Consider the following 16,864-nt stretch of genomic DNA (forward strand, 5'->3'; position numbering starts at 1 on the left):
TGATAGCCGCTCAAACTCATCAAAAGCCTGCTCACACTCAAGCTACTGTCTTGATGCGCTATTTATCTGCGTCGGCAGACTTGTTGAATCTAGAGCGTCAGAAGCTTTGGTCTCTGAAGATTGAGTCTCTGCACATTGGTAAGCATTCCCCATCATAGTCACTGAGCCTAAAAACTTAAGCGGTTGATAGAGGTAAACCGTATCTGCGCCGAGTGCATGGCTTTTGATACGCAGCTCGTTGAGTGTGCCCCACACCATATCCCTATCACTGTGTAACCAATAGTCATAGAAATGTCCCTGTGAACCAATGACAGTGCCTTTATAGGTACAGTTTTCGATGGCGACAGAGTTTTCCCATAATATTTTAACCTGTGCCGATTCTGGCGTGGGAAAGGTGACACACGCCGTTAAATTTAAACCGATTAATAACAGCAATATTGCACGAAAGATCATTTATTGAGTGCTCGCATTCACTATTTCATCAAATCGAAGTTAATGGGGGAACTATTAATTCATCACTACTTTTTGCCGATGACTTTAATTCCGGCTTTACTGCGGTCTGAATTTCCATATACCTCAATTTTTTTCACACAGCGGCGCGCACCGAGTGATTTCCACTCCGAGTGTTTATCCTTTTCGATATCGGTATCAAAGCGAACGGTACGGGTTTTATCATCCCCATAGGTCACTACGACGCGATCAACGCTGACATCTCTTTCTGCCTTGATTTTAATGTACTTTGCTTGTCTGCAAATGATAAGCGGGATGGTGGCAGGATGATCACCTATGCCGAGTAACAGGGTTCGACCTAGGGTGATTTCATCATCCTTATCATCATCTTTTGCGTGGGCAACGGTTGTGGTGAGCGCGAGTAGTAAACAAAGAATGAGTCGATGGATGATGGTCGTCGAAAATAGACTGGATTTTAATAACATTATGGCCTCCAAAAAATGGGGGCGAATCATAAGGGATTTAAATATCCCTAAATAGTTTTTTAATTGGTGAATGCGGCGGATATCACGTGATTTTTTAGGAAGTTTCGATAAGTGTTTTTTACTTTGATACAAATGTCATTGTTATTTTAGTTATATTATTTTTGTTTTTAATTAGACTGAAATATCCATTAAATGATGACATTTTATCATCCAATTTAAAGGGCCGATTTAAAGTGCCAATTTTTCACTGTCGGCCAAATGCTGTATGTCGTATGCATTTTTCTGGTAGATTGTGACAACTCGTACTCGGCCGCTCGCTTATCGCCGTATTCGCGGTAAGCAAAACAGGCGCGAGTCGCTACAGGATTTATTCAATGGAGGTGAAGTATGCCGTGCCGACTAACACAATTGTTTGGGATCCAGTTTCCGATTATTCAAGCCCCGATGGCGGGCGTGCAGGGTAGTGCACTGGCGATTGAAGTATCGCAGGCAGGTGGATTGGGCTCCTTGCCCTGCGCCATGCTATCCCTCGAGGCGCTTGAGGCTGAGTTAACCGAAATCCGCAGCAATACCACTAAACCTATCAATGTGAATTTCTTTTGCCATAGTGAGCCTTTACCGCAGGCGGCCAAGCAAGCGGCTTGGCTCGAACAGCTCTCGCCTTATTTCACTGAATTTAATCTCGACCCGAATGCGCAGCCCGCTGGCGCCCAGCGCACCCCCTACAGCAAGGCGCAGGCCGAGGTGTTAGCCAAATTTAAGCCCGAGGTGGTGAGTTTTCATTTTGGGTTGCCCGATGAAGAGTTGCTGCTGGAAATCAAATCCTGGGGTTCAAAAGTTATCTCCACGGCGACCACAGTCGAGGAGGCACTTTGGCTCGAGGCTCGCGGCGCCGATGCGATTATTGCCCAAGGTCTAGAGGCGGGTGGGCACAGAGGGCACTTTTTATCCGAGGATTTAACCGAGCAGTTGGGGACTTTTAGCCTATTACCGCAGGTGATTGCGGCGGTGGATATTCCGGTGATTGCCGCCGGCGGCATTGTCGATGCCACCACAGTGCGCGCTGCCATGGCAATGGGTGCTTCGGCGGTGCAAGTGGGAACAGCCTATTTACTCTGCCCCGAGTGCAATACCAGCAGCATTCATCGTGAGGCGCTGCAAAGCGACGCCGCGCAGCATACGGCACTGACTAATTTATTTTCTGGTCGACCCGCCCGCGGCATAGTGAATCGTTTTATGGCCGAGATGGGGCCGATAAATGAGGCTGTGCCCGATTTCCCCTTGGCATCCTCGGCGGTTGCAGGCTTAAGAGCGGCGGCGGAGCGACAAGGATTTGGAGATTTTAGCCCGCTGTGGTGCGGACAAAATGCCAGTGGCTGCCAAAGTATTCCTGCAGCCGAGCTGACGCGGCAATTGGCTTTAGGCTTGATGGGAGCATTATCTGGCTGATTATTTCTCACTCAACCTTGTCTCCATGGCCGTCGCACCCCATATCACCACTAAGCCAATTGAGGAGTTTGGTGTTCATTATCATGGGGATGAGGGTTATCGAGTCACATCCCTAAGTTGAATATGCTCGTTGATAGGGATGTTAAATGCTAAAAATCCGACTTAGACGCCAAGTTAAATACCGCATTGCCTTTCTGTTACTGACGATTGCGGTATATGTCCTAGGCTTTCATTTGCTGCCTGAGCAGCTTACAAACACGCGTGAAGCCTTATCCTTAGCCGTAGTGACGGCACTCTATTTTGTGTTGTTGCCAGTGCTTTATTGGTATTGGATTATCAAAATAGGTGCGCAAAAGCCCTGGAAGATGTTGGTTGTGTTAAGTTTGAGTAGCCTGATGGCGAGGCTTAGCTATCCGCATGAAGTGGCTGAGTATTTCGAGTTTATCGCTTGGCTACGTTACCCCATTATTGCGGTATTACTCCTTATCGAGCTGTACTTGATGGTGAGCATTATTAAGGGGTTATGGCAGGCGAGAAAGGCATCGGGGGATCCAAGATTAACTATCGTTGAGCAGTTTGCTGCAATGGCGCAGCCAGAGCCTAGTGCTGAAACGGTAAAAAGAGAGTCAATTAATCCCAACAAGCCGTCAGAGTCTGATTTGCCGCCCATACCCGATGAGAAGAGGCTAACATTGGGTTTAATCCTCGCCACTGAGCCCGCCAGTTGGTATTACGCCATTCCCTACTTTTCCCGTTGCCACCCAGAGGCCATTGGCTCACTCAACTTGTTCAGCGCTAAGCCTTGGCATGTCTTGGTTGTCATCGTGGGGTTAATGGCTGCTTCTGCGGTGAGCTACAGTTTACTCGATGGGATAAGCCATATAGCGGCTCTATTTATTTCAGGTTTGCTTTTGTATTCCATCCTATTAATGGCGGCGAATTATCGGATCAGTCGTTATTACTCGCTCTACCAAAGGGCAGATAAGCTCATCATTAATAACGGTATGTGGGGCTTTATGGCCGTTGATTTCACGCAGATTAGTGAACTGAAATTAGGACACTTTAGCAGTCCTGTGTCGCAGGCTTCACAGGATGATGTTACGCCTAGTGACGCGCCTGAAATATTGACCTTAGGCCGTGGTGAGGCGAATGCGCAGCTGATATTTAAGCAGCCTCAAGTTTATTACGGCGCTATGGGGCAATTACCTGAGTCATTGACTGTAGTGAACTTAGTCGTCGAGGATCCTCAAGCGTTAGCCGATACCTTAACCCTAAGTGTTGTGTTAGATAAGGCGTCGTAGCAAGAAGAATATAAGTTCGCTATCTCGGTGCAATCAGTGAGTCGATTCTGCTCAAATAGGCTTATATTTTACATGGCTAAAATATAGGCCTATTCATTTATACTGGCGGCCGGGCGGCTCAGTCTTTCCATGCCGCTCAGTTTCACTTGGTATTTGTTCTCAGTAATTGCTTATGTCACTGGCTGAATATCACGACCAACCCTTGTGGTTGCGAGCGATCTCTACCTGAAAGGATAACGCTAATGTTGTTACGTCGAATCATAGTTACCTGCCTCGCCCTTATCAGTTTTTCTACTTTTGCTGCCGATAAAAGCTATCAAGATATAGTGTTAAAAACCTATCCAGATCAACAGCAAACCTCCTTAAAAAACATCGCTGGCGATAAACCGATTTACCTTAAGTTTTGGGCTACCTGGTGTCAGCCCTGCATGGAGCAGATGCCGCATTTTGAGGAATTGCAGAAAAAGTATCAGGACAAGGTCAATATCCTCGCCCTGAATATCAATATCAACGAAGAACAGTCTAAGATTGCCGAAGTCATCTCTCGTTTCGGTCTGACTATGCCTGTCTGGCTGGATAACGAGGGCGAATTGGGTGTGGCTTTAGGCTTGGTCGGGACGCCTTATAGCGTGTTAATCAATCGCGCAGGCGAGGTGGTTTACACTAGCCATGAGTCGGATGCGAACCTCGATAAATTTATCGATATGTTGGCCAATGGCCAAGAACTCACCGCACAAACCACTGATGCGCCAAGCCCTGAACAAACGGCTAAGTTGCTGAAACCTTGGGAGCAAGGTGAGCATTTACTGTTTTTTACCGCCACTTGGTGTGATTGGTATTTGGCTGAGAGCCGTCCTGAAATGTCTAAGGCCTGTGTTGCCGCTCAGAAAGATTTAGACAAGCTAGCGCAACAGCTGCCGAACAAAGCCTGGCATGGGGTGGTGAATCATCTGTGGACGGACGATAAAGCCCTCGCCGATTTTAAACAGCTCTATCCTTCACGCGTTGATTTCAGTATCGATGAATTAGGCGTGTTGTTTAATCACTTTAGTATCCGCAATATCCCGACATTGCTTTGGGTGAAAGACGGTAAAGTCATTGAGCGTATTACCGATTTTAGCCAGCCAGATAAAATTGTCGCTAGGCTCAAGGCCGCGCCATAGGGATTCAGCCATTTGGCCTTCGAGACATTCGAAGGCCTTTGGGGATGTCAGCACCACTGATACACTACTCACGCTTTAGTTAAATGTCGTTGCCCATGGAAAGCACTGCGCAATAAACTGGCTCACAGAATGGGGAACGCCCAAAGGCTGGTTGTTGCTTGGCATTCTGCCGAGTTTTCCACCTTGTTGTTGGATTCTATTGTGGGAGTATGTGGATGGCACAGATTATCAGTAATGCTGCGGTGGGTCGTACCCTATTGATTTTATTGCTGTGTGCTGGTGTTTTCTTTTTTATCGATTTTTTAGTTCCCGCCTTGGCCGCCCTGATCGTCTGCTTCTCCAGTTGGCCGTTGTACCAAAAATTAATGGCTAAATGCGGTGGTCGCTCGGCGCTGTCTGCCACAATCGCGTTAGTCTTGATTATTGTTGGGCTTATCACGCCGCTGATTTTTGTATTTTCCTATGCATTACAAGAAATTAAAGCCTGGGTGGAGTGGCTGGTGTATGCCAACCAGCATGGCGCTCCCGTGCCGCTGTGGATTAAGGATTTACCTTGGATTGGCGAGTGGCTTACCCTGCAATGGCAGCAGTTTATCGGTGAACCCCATGAACTGGGCAAGATAGTCAGTGCCATTAGCGGTCAGAATCTGAGTGGTATTTCCCGCTGGGTACTGCAATTGGGTTGGAATACCTTAGGTCTGTTGCTGACCTTGCTGTTTATGCTGATCACCTTATTTTTCTTATATAAAGATGGCGAGTCTGTCGCCAAACAGCTGGATATTGTCGGCGAGCGCATTCTTCCTGCACGCTGGCATCGGTTCTCCCGTGTGGTGCCTGCGACTGTGAGCTCAACCGTTATCGGCATGACGCTTATCGCCATCGGCGAGGGCATAGTGTTGGGGATTGCTTACTGGATTGCCGGCGTGCCTTCGGCCGTGGCCTTTGGGGTGTTGACCGCGTTTATGGCCTTAGTGCCCGGCGGCGCGCCAACCATGTTCACCCTGATCTCACTGTATTTAGTCGGCACCGGCGATATGACGGCGGGAGTGGGCTTATTCCTATGGGGCAGTATCGAGCTGTTTATTGTCGACAAAACCCTAAGGCCTAATCTGGTGGGCGGGCCAATCAAATTGCCCTTCCTGCCGACCTTCTTCGGGCTGATTGGCGGGGTGAAAACCATGGGGTTCGTTGGCCTGTTTGTCGGCCCGGTATTGATGGCGTTGCTGATTGCTATCTGGCGCGAGTGGTTAAGGGATGAGCCTGATCATACGCTGGTGACCGAATCCCTTGAATCCCCAAGGGAGCAAGGTCATTCAAGCTAGAGCTGAGTGAGCGCTTGTTTACGCTCTTCGGTGTAATACCACCAAGGTTTAGGGTCGTCACCCGCCATAAAGCGGGTGACAGATATAAACACATCCAGCATGCAGGGATCCTGGATTTGCCCAGTTAATCTATTGATACGTGAGTACATTTCGTAGGGATCTTGCCCTAACAGTTGTTCTGGGCTCTCGATGCCGAGTAATCGTAAATCTGCTGCGCAGGCCTTACCAATATTGGGTAAATCTGTTAATCGCTTTACCTCGTTGCGCACTACCTTTGCTGGATTCATCTATTAGCCCCATCTCTAGCCCCTATGACTATGAGTTTACCTCTTGCTCCCACTTTAGTCAGGCATTCAAGCGACAACAGTGGTTGTTTTGGGCTCTGCAAAGCGTTGCTGTACTTCTAGTACCTGCGCTTTGCACTCGATAAAGGCGCGAGTGAGTTTAGGATCAAACTGAGTGCCAGCATTTTCTTCAATATAATCAAATGCCTTTTGTGTACTCCAGGCCACTTTATAGGGACGGTCTGAGGTGAGTGCATCGAAGACATCGGCGATGGCGGCAATGCGGGCACTTAAAGGAATTTGCTCACCCGCCAGTCTGTGGGGATAACCTGTTCCGTCCCAACGTTCATGGTGGTAGAGCGCGATTTCCTGCGCAAGGGATAACAAGGGATCGTTTTCGTCATCAAGGATCTGCGCGCCAAAACTGGTATGTTGCTGCATTTGCTGGCGCTCATCATCGGTTAACTTACCCGGTTTCGATAGGATCGAATCTGGGATACCAATTTTGCCAATGTCGTGCATCGGCAGCGCCGTAAAATACATCTCACACCAAGCTTGGGAGTCGCAGACTTGCTCGGCCAGAATGCGCCCATAATGGCTCATGCGGGAGATATGTAATCCCGTTTCGTTATCCCGATATTCTGCCGCCAGCCCAAGCTTTTGAATAATCTTATGGCGCGTCGATTCAAGCTCTTGGGTTCGTTGCTGAACCAGTGCTTCGAGCTGCCTTGCCTGATTGCTCAAGGCTAAATGGGTTTGAGTCCGAACCTTGAGTACCGCTGGGCTGATGGGTTTGGAAATATAGTCCACGGCGCCGAGTTCAAACCCGGTTTGCTCGTCTATGGTATCTGTCTTGGCGGTCACAAACACCACGGGGATCTTGCTGGTCACAGGATCGCGTTTGAGTCTGCGGCAGGTTTCGAAGCCGTCCATCTCAGGCATCATCACATCGAGTAAGATAAGCTCTGGGAGGGGATGGGTGCTGGCCAGTTTAAGCGCCTTTTCACCTGAGGTTGCGGCGCGGATCGTGTATTGATCTGACAAGATCCCGTGAATAATCTGGATATTATCGGGTGTATCATCCACCACTAATAATATGGGTTTAGTGACAAGTGAAGTCATGGTTTCGCCTCTACTGAGTCGGTTTGTTTCCCGTATTAATCCGGTGGCGAGACTGAGAAAACCCCAATTCGTCCCCGTTAATGCCAGTGCCAAACTAGGCGGGTAGTGCTGCTTAATTCCATGAAAGTGTTTTATAACAATATGAAAATCATCATAAAATTATGATGGCTATGTTTTCATCGTTCAGGTTATATGATGGCGGTAGCTATGAGCTTGACGGAAAATAAGATAACGGATTTAACAGCTGGTTAAATCTTGTTCTGACCAGATAATAACCCAAAAAAATGTATCACGTTGTATCTTTTGATCTGTTTTGTTCACACTTTTAGGGATTAATGCTTTTTAGTGTGAGTGGTTTTTTCTACAATTACTGCCTGTTTTATGAGCTAAGGTGCCATTGGCCTCATGGATCAAATGGCCAAGCCTGTTCCATCCGTTACCTCGGGTTCAATTGAATCCACAGTGTTTTAGCGTTCGCATTTCGTCTGTTCTCATTCTTAAGTACACCATTCATACCAGCGGGACGGTAAGAAACTTAACCTAAGAGGAAAAGTTATGGCCGTTTTTGGCATTCTTTCGGGTCGTTTAGATAAGGCCATTCGACACATCTTTACGGCCATTGGCGGCCAGCGTCAAAGCGTAAAACCTAGCGTGCGCGTTATCTCCTCGCTGGGGTATTTTGCCTGTCTCTTGAGCCTGTCGGCGTCTTTACTGTGCTTATGGCCAAATACGGTTGCTGCCAATGAGATGTCACAGCAAGAGCATCGTCAGGCTTTATCCCAATTGACGCCGGCGCAAAAACTCGCCCATAGCCATAGGGTGAGTATGATTTTGGAGGCGGATAGACCCTTTTGGAATCAAGTCGCTAAGTTTGCCAAGATTGCCGCCATGGATCTTAATATCCAGCTCGACATCGTCTACGGCGATGGCACACCGGAAACCTTACTCACTCTGGGGCATGAGGCGATAGATAGCGCCGTTGCTGGGATTATTTTTGTCCCTATCTTGGGTATGGGGCAGGACCTCTTAGTGGAGGCCAAACGCAACAATATCCCTGTAGTGACCATTAACTCCGAGTTTTCCCAAAGCTCATTGGCCTTAAGAACCCAAAATCCTAACTGGGTCGGTAAGGTGACGATGAATAGCAGTAATCTGGGGCAAAATCTGCTCGAAAAAATGTTTGAGGAGGAAGCCAGCTCCGAGCAGATGAACCTGTTGCTACTCGCGGGAAGTAAAGACAATCTCGATGTGCAAAAGCGTACCGCTGAACTCAAAAATTCCGTGAGCAAGCAATTTGCCAATGCCAAATTCAAGGTCGTTAATACCGATTGGAGCGCTTCGGCGGCGCGTGACGCTTACCTTAAGGCGATACAGCAAGATCCTAATATTAATACCGTGATTGCAATGAACACTACTATGGCCATGGCGGTGACCCATGAGGCCGAAGCTGATACTTCGCGCCCTATGCCCCATATTGGTTCGCTAAGTTGGAATCATCAATTGGCACAAGGGATCCAAAAGGGCACTGTCGCCGCGGGTGTCGGCGGGGTGGAGTTTCAAGGCGCCTTTGGCCTTGTGCTGCTATTTGATTATTTAAATGGAGTGGATACTCGCGCTAAGGGCTTCGAGTTTCAGGTTTTGCCTTTGATCATCAGCCCCAATAACTATAACGATTACTATGAGTTACTCGATTTTGACTCACTGCAACCTGACTTTTCTCGGGTGTCTCTTGCGCTGAATACGAATCTGTTTTTGGTGGATTTTCGCTTAGGCAGCTTAATCCCGAATATGGATGTTCACCGCTTTATGACTCTGCTAAGCGTGGAGGAAAGGGCCTTTATCAACAACAATCCTATCGTCAAGGTTGGGATAGATCCTCATTCCGCCCCTATTGATTTTATTGATGAAAACGGCATCCACCGTGGCATGATGGCGGATTATCTCGCCGAGATCAGCCGCGTCGTACCGCTGATCTTCCAAACCTATAACGAAGGTTCTTGGCAGCAAGTCATCGATGAATTTAAGCGGCACGATGTGGATATGTTATCGCTGGCCTCGGCCAATGCTGGCCGTGAACAATGGATGTTATTTACCGATGCCATCAATCAATATCCGGCAGTGATAGTCACCCATGTCGATGGAGAGCATCCTAGCAGTTTAGAGCAGCTAAAGGGCAAGTCAGTCAGTGTGGTTTCGGGCGATGTGACACAAACGCAACTGCTTGAAGATTATCCTGAAATCGTCCTTATCCCCTTTGAAAATCTTGAGCAAGCGTTAACGGCGGTGAAGCAACACCAAGTCGATGCTGCCTTTGTGAATTTCCCAAGCACTGCTTACTTATTGCAATCGCCACAGTTTAATCGACTGCAAATTGTGTCTGCCAGTGACTACCGCTTTGGTATCTCTATGGGGGTGCGTAAGGATTGGCCCGAGCTACAGAGCATTTTAAATAAGGCTCTGGCTCAAATCCCCCAGGATAAAGTACGTGAAATTCAGCACCGCTGGGTAAACGTGCAATATGAACTGGGGCTCAAGAAGCAGCAAGTATTTGACTGGGCTGTGCGAATTGCCGTGGCAGTCGTGCTTGTTCTGCTGATGTTTAGCTTGCGAAACAGAAGGTTAAATAAAGATATCGCACAGCGGATCCACACCGAAGAGCAGCTCAGCCTGAGTATGAATAAATTCCAAGCCTTATTCGACTCGGCGGTCGACGCCTGTGTGATTACCGATAGGCAAGGGGTGATTATTGAATGTAACTCAGCCCTGTTATCACTACTTAAATATCAGCATAAACATCAGCTTATTGGTCGTCGCACTCTAGTTTATTATCCACCGCACTTGGGCGAAACCGACAGCGAGACCCTGTTCGAGCAACGTCTACAGACTGTACTGGACCAGGGGCAGTTGCGATTCGAAGCCGATTTTGTGACCTCAATGGCGGAAATCGTCAATGTTGAGGTCACGCTTAAGCGCATTGAGCTCAATGGCTCCCTGTTTGTATTGGGCACTTATCACGATCTGTCGGAACGAAAGCTGATGAATGCTTTGCTCGAACGTGAGCGGGATCTGCTCAAACACGTGTTAGGTAGAAGCCCGATCGGTGTCTGGATCTGTATCGAAGGGGTTTGCCGTTATGTGAATGAGCAAATTACCGAGATGACGGGGCTAGAGGTGGGGCAATCGGTTTATCGGATTTTTGTGCAGCCCGATGACTACCGTTGCCATATCCGCGAATTGGATTTAAGCCAAGACAGTACCGTATTTGAGACGCAACTGTTTGATGCCCATGGCCAGCGCCGCGATGTGCTGCTGACCTCCTATCACACAGTGCAGGATGGCCAAAATGCTAACCTTTGTTGGGCCTTAGACATTACCGACACTAAGTCGATTCAGGACGAACTGGCCATTGCCAAAGAGGCGGCTGAGGCTGCGAACCACGCCAAGTCGGACTTTTTAGCGAATATGTCCCACGAGATCCGCACGCCGATGAATGCGATTCTGGGGATGTCGTATCTCGTGCTACAGACAGAGCTGAACAGTAAGCAGCGGGATTATGTGGGCAAGGTGCATCAAGCCGCAGGTTCGCTGCTGGGCATACTCAACGATATTTTGGATTTTTCCAAGATTGAGGCCGAGAAGATGGATATCGAATGCACTGTATTCGATCTCGACGATGTGCTGTCTAACTTGGCCAATGTGGTGAGTTACAAGGTCGAAGAGAAAAACATGGCGTTTATCTTCGATCTGCCGCCCGAGCTGCCCCGTTATTACCATGGTGATGGCCTGCGCTTGGGGCAGATCCTGATCAACTACTGCAATAACGCGGTCAAGTTTTCCCATGATGACAGCAGTGTGGTGTTAAGTTGTCAGAGTACGCAACAGGGGGATGAGGTCGAACTGACCTTCTGCGTGGAAGATTTTGGCATTGGTATTCCCGAGCAAAAACAAGGGATGCTATTTGGCTCATTCGAACAAGTCGATGCCTCGACCTCTCGGGAGTATGGCGGCACCGGGCTTGGCTTGGCCATTTGTAAGCGTCTCGCCCATTTGATGGGCGGCGAGGTGTGGTGCGAGAGTGAGTTTGGTGTGGGTAGCCGCTTCTACCTCAGGATCACACTCAACTGTGCAGATACCTATGAGCCTAAGTCGCTATTCGATGCCTTAGCGGGCGAAACCGCTAAGTTAGTCGGGCTGCACCCTAGATTAGAAACGTTACTCACAGAACATGGGATATCGGCCCAAATGCAGGTCTCAGTGGCCGACCCTGATAGCGTGATTGAATCGCTTAACCACTCAGACTCACGCCAGCTTGTGCTCTGTGATTACAGTGCATTTAGCCCAGCGTTACTGGCTGCGCTAATGGCCAATCCCGATTCGCGGATGCTGCTGATTGGTAACCTCAGTGACCAAGACACCCTAAGGCCGCTGATTGAAAATAACCCAAGGGTGCTGTCACAAACGAAACCATTGACGCCTATCGCCATAGGTAATGCCCTGTTATCCCTGCTGGGACACAACAATGAGCATGGCAGACAGGTGCAGCAGGACCACTCTCTGCACGCCCTGAAGACTCAGTTAGCGGGGGCTGAGGTGTTACTGGTTGAGGATAATCAGCTCAATCAGGAGCTGGCGGTAGAGCTATTACGCCAAGCGGGCGTGAATGTCACTGTGGCGAATCATGGGCTTGAGGCCATTGAGCGCATTGAGCAGCAGTACTTCGACTGTGTGCTTATGGATTGCCAGATGCCAGTGCTCGATGGTTACGAGGCGACTCGCAGGATCCGCGAATTGCCTGAATTTGCCAATCTGCCGATTTTGGCCATGACGGCCAATGCGATGTCCGGCGACATTGAAAAAGCGCTGGCGGTGGGGATGAATGACCAAATCACTAAACCTGTGCATGTGAAGGATCTCTACACTGTGATGGCGCGCTGGATAACGCCAAAGCAGCGTAAACCTGTACCCTTGGTATTAAAGCGAGCGAGCACAGGCCATGGCCTGCCGCAGCTCGATGGCTTACAGACTCACAATGGTCTTGCGCTTTGCGATCACAATGAGTCGCTCTACAGCCATTTGTTGGGGCTATTTATCAACACCAGCAAGACACTGCTCGGGCAGCAACAGCGCGCTTGGCAGGACGAAAATGCCGATGAGCTGCGCTTAAGCTTGCACACCTTAAAGGGCGTTGCCGCCAATGTTGGGGCGGTGGAGATCAGCCGCCAAGCCGGTGAACTCGAGCAGCAATGCCACTCGGCGCAGCAGAGTTTTACCGTGGAGTTACACGATCAACTGTTGGCGCTACAAACCGAATTACAGTGTTTGGTCAATGGCTTGGATCTTTGGCATCAACAGCTCAGCACTAAGGATGAAATCTGTCTGGATGATGACGCCTTAAGTGGGCTGATGGAGCAATTAGAAAACAGCCTGCTGGAATACAACACCAATGCCTTGGAATGGGTGAATAAGCTTATCCATGCGCCGCAGTTTCAGTCCCAGGCGAGTGTGCTTAAACAGTTAAAAATGGATGTTGAACTGTTTGATTTTGAACAGGCATTAACGCGACTGCACACACTTAAATTAGCGCAGGAGGAAGTATGCAGTTAGGTCAGATGCAGTGTTTGATCGTCGAGGATATGGATGCCCTGCGTAAGATTATGGCCGAGCAGCTGCGGCAACTCGGTTTTGGTCAAGTGTTACAGGCCGATTGTGGTCGCCAAGCCTTGGATGTCTTACAGCGTCATCAGGTCGAGTTGTTGCTGCTGGATTGGAGCATGCCCGATGGCGATGGCCAAGAGTTACTCGAGAGTCTGCGCCAGCAGGAAAAATGGCGGGACTTACCCATTATCCTCGTGACGGCCAATGCCCATCGAGGTTTAGTGGACGTGGCAATGAAATACCATGTCGCAGACATTATCGCTAAGCCTTTTAACTCTAAAACCTTGCAGGGCAGAGTGTTACAGGCGCTCACGCGTCGGCATAAACGCCCTCAAGTTGCGCTATCTTCAGCGATGGCGGCCAAAGTAGAAACAACGGCGACAACTGAAACCGCGCCCGCCTTGAATGTGGTGCTGGTAGTCGATGATATGCCGGATAATCTGGCCTTTATGGCGGGGCTCTTAAATGACGAATATAAGGTGCTGTTTGCCAAGGACGGTAAGGCGGCGCTAAAGATTTGCCAATCGGCGACGCCGCCCGATGCGGTGTTGTTAGATGTGATGATGCCCGAGATGGATGGGCATCAAGTGCTGCAAGCCTTGAGATCTGAGCCTAAATCGGCGCAGATCCCAGTGATCTTTGTCAGCGCCCTCGGCGAGGTTGAGCATCATCTACAGGGGCTTAGAGGCGGCGCGATAGATTACCTTACTAAGCCAGTACAGCCAGAGATCTTAAAGCTCAAACTGGCGAATGTGCTAGCACAAATGCAGCGTCAGCGGGCATTACAGCAAGAGTGCGACGAGATGCAGCGTCTGGCACAACTCAAAGACAATGCCGATGGCATCATGAGCCACGATCTTAAAAATCCGCTGGCGACCATCAGCGCGCTGGCGCAAAAGCTCGCGCAGGATAAAAGCTGTCCTAAGGAGTGGCTGCCCAAGATTAATTTGGTCGATGAATTGGCCCTACAGTCGATCAACACCGTGAATTTGACCTCGGATATTCTGCGTATCGAGGCGGGGCAATATGCCTTGGATGCCGAATGGTTTTCGGTGCATGAGATGCTTAAGCAGTTGCTGCAGGCGGCGCAGCTAACCTTTCACAGCAAACAGTTAGTGGCGTATTTGTTACCCGACGAAGACCCTTGCAGCAGCTTCGATGTGATGGGCGACCCTAAGCTCTGCCATCCTATGCTGTTCAATCTGCTAAAAAATGCCTTCGAGGCGGCGCGCCCTAAGACTAAGGTGGCGATTTCGCTATCGCGCCAGGAAGGTGATGTACTGATCGCTATTGAAAACACAGGCGCCGTGCCCGTCGATATCCGTGAACAGTTTTGGGAAAAATATGTCACTCAAGGCAAGGCTGAGGGGCTAGGCATAGGCACCTATGCGGCCCGTTTGTTTGCTCGGGCGCAAAAGGGCGAGGCTAATCTCGTGGTGGATGATACTAAGTTATTGACTCGAGTGGAGCTACGTCTACCCGCCGCCGTCGATGCCGTGGTCGCCGAGTGATAAAGGCACAATAAAAAGGGCAAGCCTTAGCTTGCCCTTAGCGCGTTAGAGTTTATTGATATCGACGTTTAAACCGTCCAAGTGTTTTAGGATTTCAGGATTCACATTGGTGTCGACACGCCCACCTAAGTGCTCAGCAAAAAACTGCTCGGTGGCGACAATCGAGGCCAGTTTATTGGCTCGCTTACTGAATCCATGCCCTTCATCTTTTGCAAGTATGTACTTAACAGGCAAAGACTTTTGGTACATCTTCTTAGCGATATTGTCCGATTCTATTTGGGTGACGCGTGGGTCATTCGCCCCTTGGATCAGCATCAATGGTGCCTTGATGTTATCGACATAGTTAATTGGCGAGCGTTTTTCCATATCTTGCTTTTGCTCGGCAATCTGTGGGTCACCTACCGACTCAAACCATTGGCCTAAATAGGGGCGCCAGTAGTCGGGGAAGGAATTCATCAGCGTCACTAGGCTCGATGGCCCTACATAGGCGATCACCGCTTGGTACAAGTCAGGCGTAAAGGTCGCGCCAGACAGCGCCGCATAGCCACCGTAGGAGGCACCGAAGATCCCTAAACGTTGTTTATCGGCAATACCCTGCGCCACTAAGTAGTTGGCACCGTCGGTGAGATCGTGCTGCATGCTGCCAATCCCCCAATTATTGTTACCCAAGTTTAAGAATTTCTTACCGAACCCTGTCGATGCACGGAAGTTAGGTTGCAACACCGCATAGCCACGGTTGGCATAAAACTGGGCAATCGCGTGGAAATAACCCGAGTCGAGCGTCCAAAAATCCCGTGCCCAAGGGCCGCCGTGGGGCAGGATAATGGTCGGCAGCTGCGTCTGTTTACCCTTAGGCAGTGTTAAATAGGCTTGGATTTTCACCCCGTCCCGCGCGGTATACACGATTGATTGGCGCGGCGAGAGTTGATCCGCTGGAATGCTGGCCGGAATGTCGACTAACAGATGGATATCCCCTGTGGCGGCATTGTATTGATAGTCCGCGCCCGCGGCTCTGTCGCTGGCGACATGGATTTGCCACAGATGGGTTTTCTCGTTCATCTCGCCAATCGTGATTTCAACATCTTGATTAAAATGACGATTAATCACACCCCAATGGCGGGCAAACTCGGCATCTAAGGGATAAACCCGTAAGCGACCACCGTAGTAAGCCACGGCTAAGGGCTCGCCCGCATCGTTAAATTGCACCGAATAGACGTCGGCCTCGTTGTCGGGATCCTTGTGCAGCGTCTCATATTTACCCGTCATCAGATCGACTTTCAGCAATTCCTGCTTATCGCGATCACCGATATTGGCGCTGATATAGGCGAGTTTTTTGTCATCGTTTACTTTAAGAATATCGATGCTCTCACCCTTAGCGCTTTGGATGATCTTGCGCCAGTTGCCGTCGATCAACACATACAAGGCATTGGTGTTATCGAGATTACTGCTGCTGGCAATCACAGGTTTACCCTGCTTGTTAAACTTCACTTGAGTAAAGCTCAGTTCGTTCTTCAGGATAGGGGTTAACTTGCCATCGTGGATGTTGAGCAGATAAATATCCATACGGCTCGAATCATCGTGGTTGGCTTGAACAACCAGTAAATCAGGATTGTCTTTTACCTGCTCGAGCACGCTGTATTGCACATCGTCCTTATGGGTTAAGCGTTGCTCTTTGGCGGTGATCTTGCCCGCGTGTTCTTCAAAGCTCAGCTTGTAAATCTGGGTGTTCTCATTACCGCCTTTGTCCTTCATAAAGAACAAATCATTGCCCTTTGCGGACCATTCGAAGTCGCGAATCGGTTCGGCGGAGGTGGTCAGTGGCGTGGCGCTGGCAAGATCGGCCTTATCTGCCATCAGGAAGATATTGCTAGCCCCTTGGTACTCCTTCACAAAGGCGAGCCACTTGCCATCGTCTGACATTTTCAGATGGCGAATGCTCTGCTCGTTAAAGAAGTTTTCGATAGGAATTAACGGCGCTTCGGTTTGCTGTGTCGCGGCAACTTGAGGTTGTGCATTTTGGGTATCAGCGGCGCTGCAACCCGTCAGTAACAGTGCGGCGGCAATGGCAGCACTGCATAACTGACTCGTGAATGGAAATTTTTGCATTGTCGTCACCTGAGTG

At 49.4% G+C, this 16,864-nt stretch carries 11 protein-coding genes; 6 read left to right on the forward strand and 5 right to left on the reverse strand.

Features of this window, described 5'->3' with window-relative positions; translation table 11 throughout:
• Positions 1 to 42: 42 nt before the first annotated feature.
• Both N7386_RS02480 and N7386_RS02485 read right to left on the reverse strand, forming a co-directional pair.
• Positions 43 to 453, reverse strand: a complete 411-nt coding sequence (locus N7386_RS02480) for a DUF4156 domain-containing protein (RefSeq protein ID WP_279766943.1) — start codon at positions 451 to 453, stop codon at positions 43 to 45.
• A 65-nt stretch (positions 454 to 518) separates the two neighbouring features.
• On the reverse strand, positions 519 to 935 hold the full coding sequence (locus N7386_RS02485) for a DUF2541 family protein (RefSeq protein ID WP_126512337.1): 417 nt from the start codon (positions 933 to 935) through the stop codon (positions 519 to 521).
• 387 nt (positions 936 to 1,322) lie between these two features.
• Here N7386_RS02485 and N7386_RS02490 point away from each other — a divergent pair, with 387 nt between their 5' ends.
• The 4 genes from N7386_RS02490 (at position 1,323) to N7386_RS02505 (ending at position 6,170) form a co-directional block, all read left to right on the forward strand.
• Entirely contained in the window at positions 1,323 to 2,384 is a 1,062-nt protein-coding gene (locus N7386_RS02490; protein ID WP_279766944.1) for a nitronate monooxygenase, read from the forward strand.
• Positions 2,385 to 2,530: 146 nt separating this feature from the next.
• Entirely contained in the window at positions 2,531 to 3,685 is a 1,155-nt protein-coding gene (locus N7386_RS02495) for a hypothetical protein (protein ID WP_279766945.1), read from the forward strand.
• A 242-nt stretch (positions 3,686 to 3,927) separates the two neighbouring features.
• Positions 3,928 to 4,848, forward strand: coding sequence for a redoxin family protein (locus N7386_RS02500; protein WP_279766946.1), 921 nt, complete (start codon positions 3,928 to 3,930; stop codon positions 4,846 to 4,848).
• Between the two features lie 215 nt (positions 4,849 to 5,063).
• On the forward strand, positions 5,064 to 6,170 hold the full coding sequence (locus N7386_RS02505) for an AI-2E family transporter (protein ID WP_279766948.1): 1,107 nt from the start codon (positions 5,064 to 5,066) through the stop codon (positions 6,168 to 6,170).
• Here the strand turns inward: N7386_RS02505 and N7386_RS02510 are convergent.
• Positions 6,167 to 6,457 (reverse strand): helix-hairpin-helix domain-containing protein, encoded by a 291-nt coding sequence (locus N7386_RS02510; protein ID WP_011715686.1) that lies wholly within the window; start codon positions 6,455 to 6,457, stop codon positions 6,167 to 6,169. The two genes, N7386_RS02505 and N7386_RS02510, sit on opposite strands and share 4 nt — an antisense overlap.
• A gap of 66 nt (positions 6,458 to 6,523) precedes the next feature.
• Positions 6,524 to 7,576 carry an HD domain-containing phosphohydrolase gene (locus tag N7386_RS02515; RefSeq protein WP_279766949.1) on the reverse strand — a complete coding sequence of 351 codons (1,053 nt, stop codon included), beginning with the start codon at positions 7,574 to 7,576 and terminating at the stop codon, positions 6,524 to 6,526.
• Between the two features lie 555 nt (positions 7,577 to 8,131).
• Here N7386_RS02515 and N7386_RS02520 point away from each other — a divergent pair.
• Both N7386_RS02520 and N7386_RS02525 read left to right on the forward strand, forming a co-directional pair.
• The gene (locus N7386_RS02520; RefSeq protein WP_279766950.1) at positions 8,132 to 13,180 is read left to right on the forward strand and encodes a transporter substrate-binding domain-containing protein; all 5,049 of its coding nucleotides are present in this window, start codon (positions 8,132 to 8,134) and stop codon (positions 13,178 to 13,180) included.
• Positions 13,171 to 14,742 carry a response regulator gene (locus N7386_RS02525; protein ID WP_279766951.1) on the forward strand — a complete coding sequence of 524 codons (1,572 nt, stop codon included), beginning with the start codon at positions 13,171 to 13,173 and terminating at the stop codon, positions 14,740 to 14,742. The genes N7386_RS02520 and N7386_RS02525 overlap by 10 nt, the downstream gene beginning before the upstream one ends.
• A 45-nt stretch (positions 14,743 to 14,787) precedes the next feature.
• On the opposite strand, the gene N7386_RS02530 is transcribed toward N7386_RS02525, so the two are convergent.
• Positions 14,788 to 16,848, reverse strand: coding sequence for a S9 family peptidase (locus tag N7386_RS02530; RefSeq protein ID WP_279766952.1), 2,061 nt, complete (start codon positions 16,846 to 16,848; stop codon positions 14,788 to 14,790).
• Positions 16,849 to 16,864: the final 16 nt, after the last annotated feature.

The sequence above is a fragment of the Shewanella sp. GD04112 genome (genome assembly GCF_029835735.1).
GTDB lineage: Bacteria > Pseudomonadota > Gammaproteobacteria > Enterobacterales > Shewanellaceae > Shewanella.

Coding starts and splice junctions, on each gene's coding strand:
- N7386_RS02480 (WP_279766943.1), bottom strand. CDS start 453: ATGATCTTTCGTGCAATATTGCTGTTATTAATCGGTTTAAATTTAACG.
- N7386_RS02485 (WP_126512337.1), bottom strand. CDS start 935: ATGTTATTAAAATCCAGTCTATTTTCGACGACCATCATCCATCGACTC.
- N7386_RS02490 (WP_279766944.1), top strand. CDS start 1,323: ATGCCGTGCCGACTAACACAATTGTTTGGGATCCAGTTTCCGATTATT.
- N7386_RS02495 (WP_279766945.1), top strand. CDS start 2,531: ATGCTAAAAATCCGACTTAGACGCCAAGTTAAATACCGCATTGCCTTT.
- N7386_RS02500 (WP_279766946.1), top strand. CDS start 3,928: ATGTTGTTACGTCGAATCATAGTTACCTGCCTCGCCCTTATCAGTTTT.
- N7386_RS02505 (WP_279766948.1), top strand. CDS start 5,064: ATGGCACAGATTATCAGTAATGCTGCGGTGGGTCGTACCCTATTGATT.
- N7386_RS02510 (WP_011715686.1), bottom strand. CDS start 6,457: ATGAATCCAGCAAAGGTAGTGCGCAACGAGGTAAAGCGATTAACAGAT.
- N7386_RS02515 (WP_279766949.1), bottom strand. CDS start 7,576: ATGACTTCACTTGTCACTAAACCCATATTATTAGTGGTGGATGATACA.
- N7386_RS02520 (WP_279766950.1), top strand. CDS start 8,132: ATGGCCGTTTTTGGCATTCTTTCGGGTCGTTTAGATAAGGCCATTCGA.
- N7386_RS02525 (WP_279766951.1), top strand. CDS start 13,171: ATGCAGTTAGGTCAGATGCAGTGTTTGATCGTCGAGGATATGGATGCC.
- N7386_RS02530 (WP_279766952.1), bottom strand. CDS start 16,848: ATGCAAAAATTTCCATTCACGAGTCAGTTATGCAGTGCTGCCATTGCC.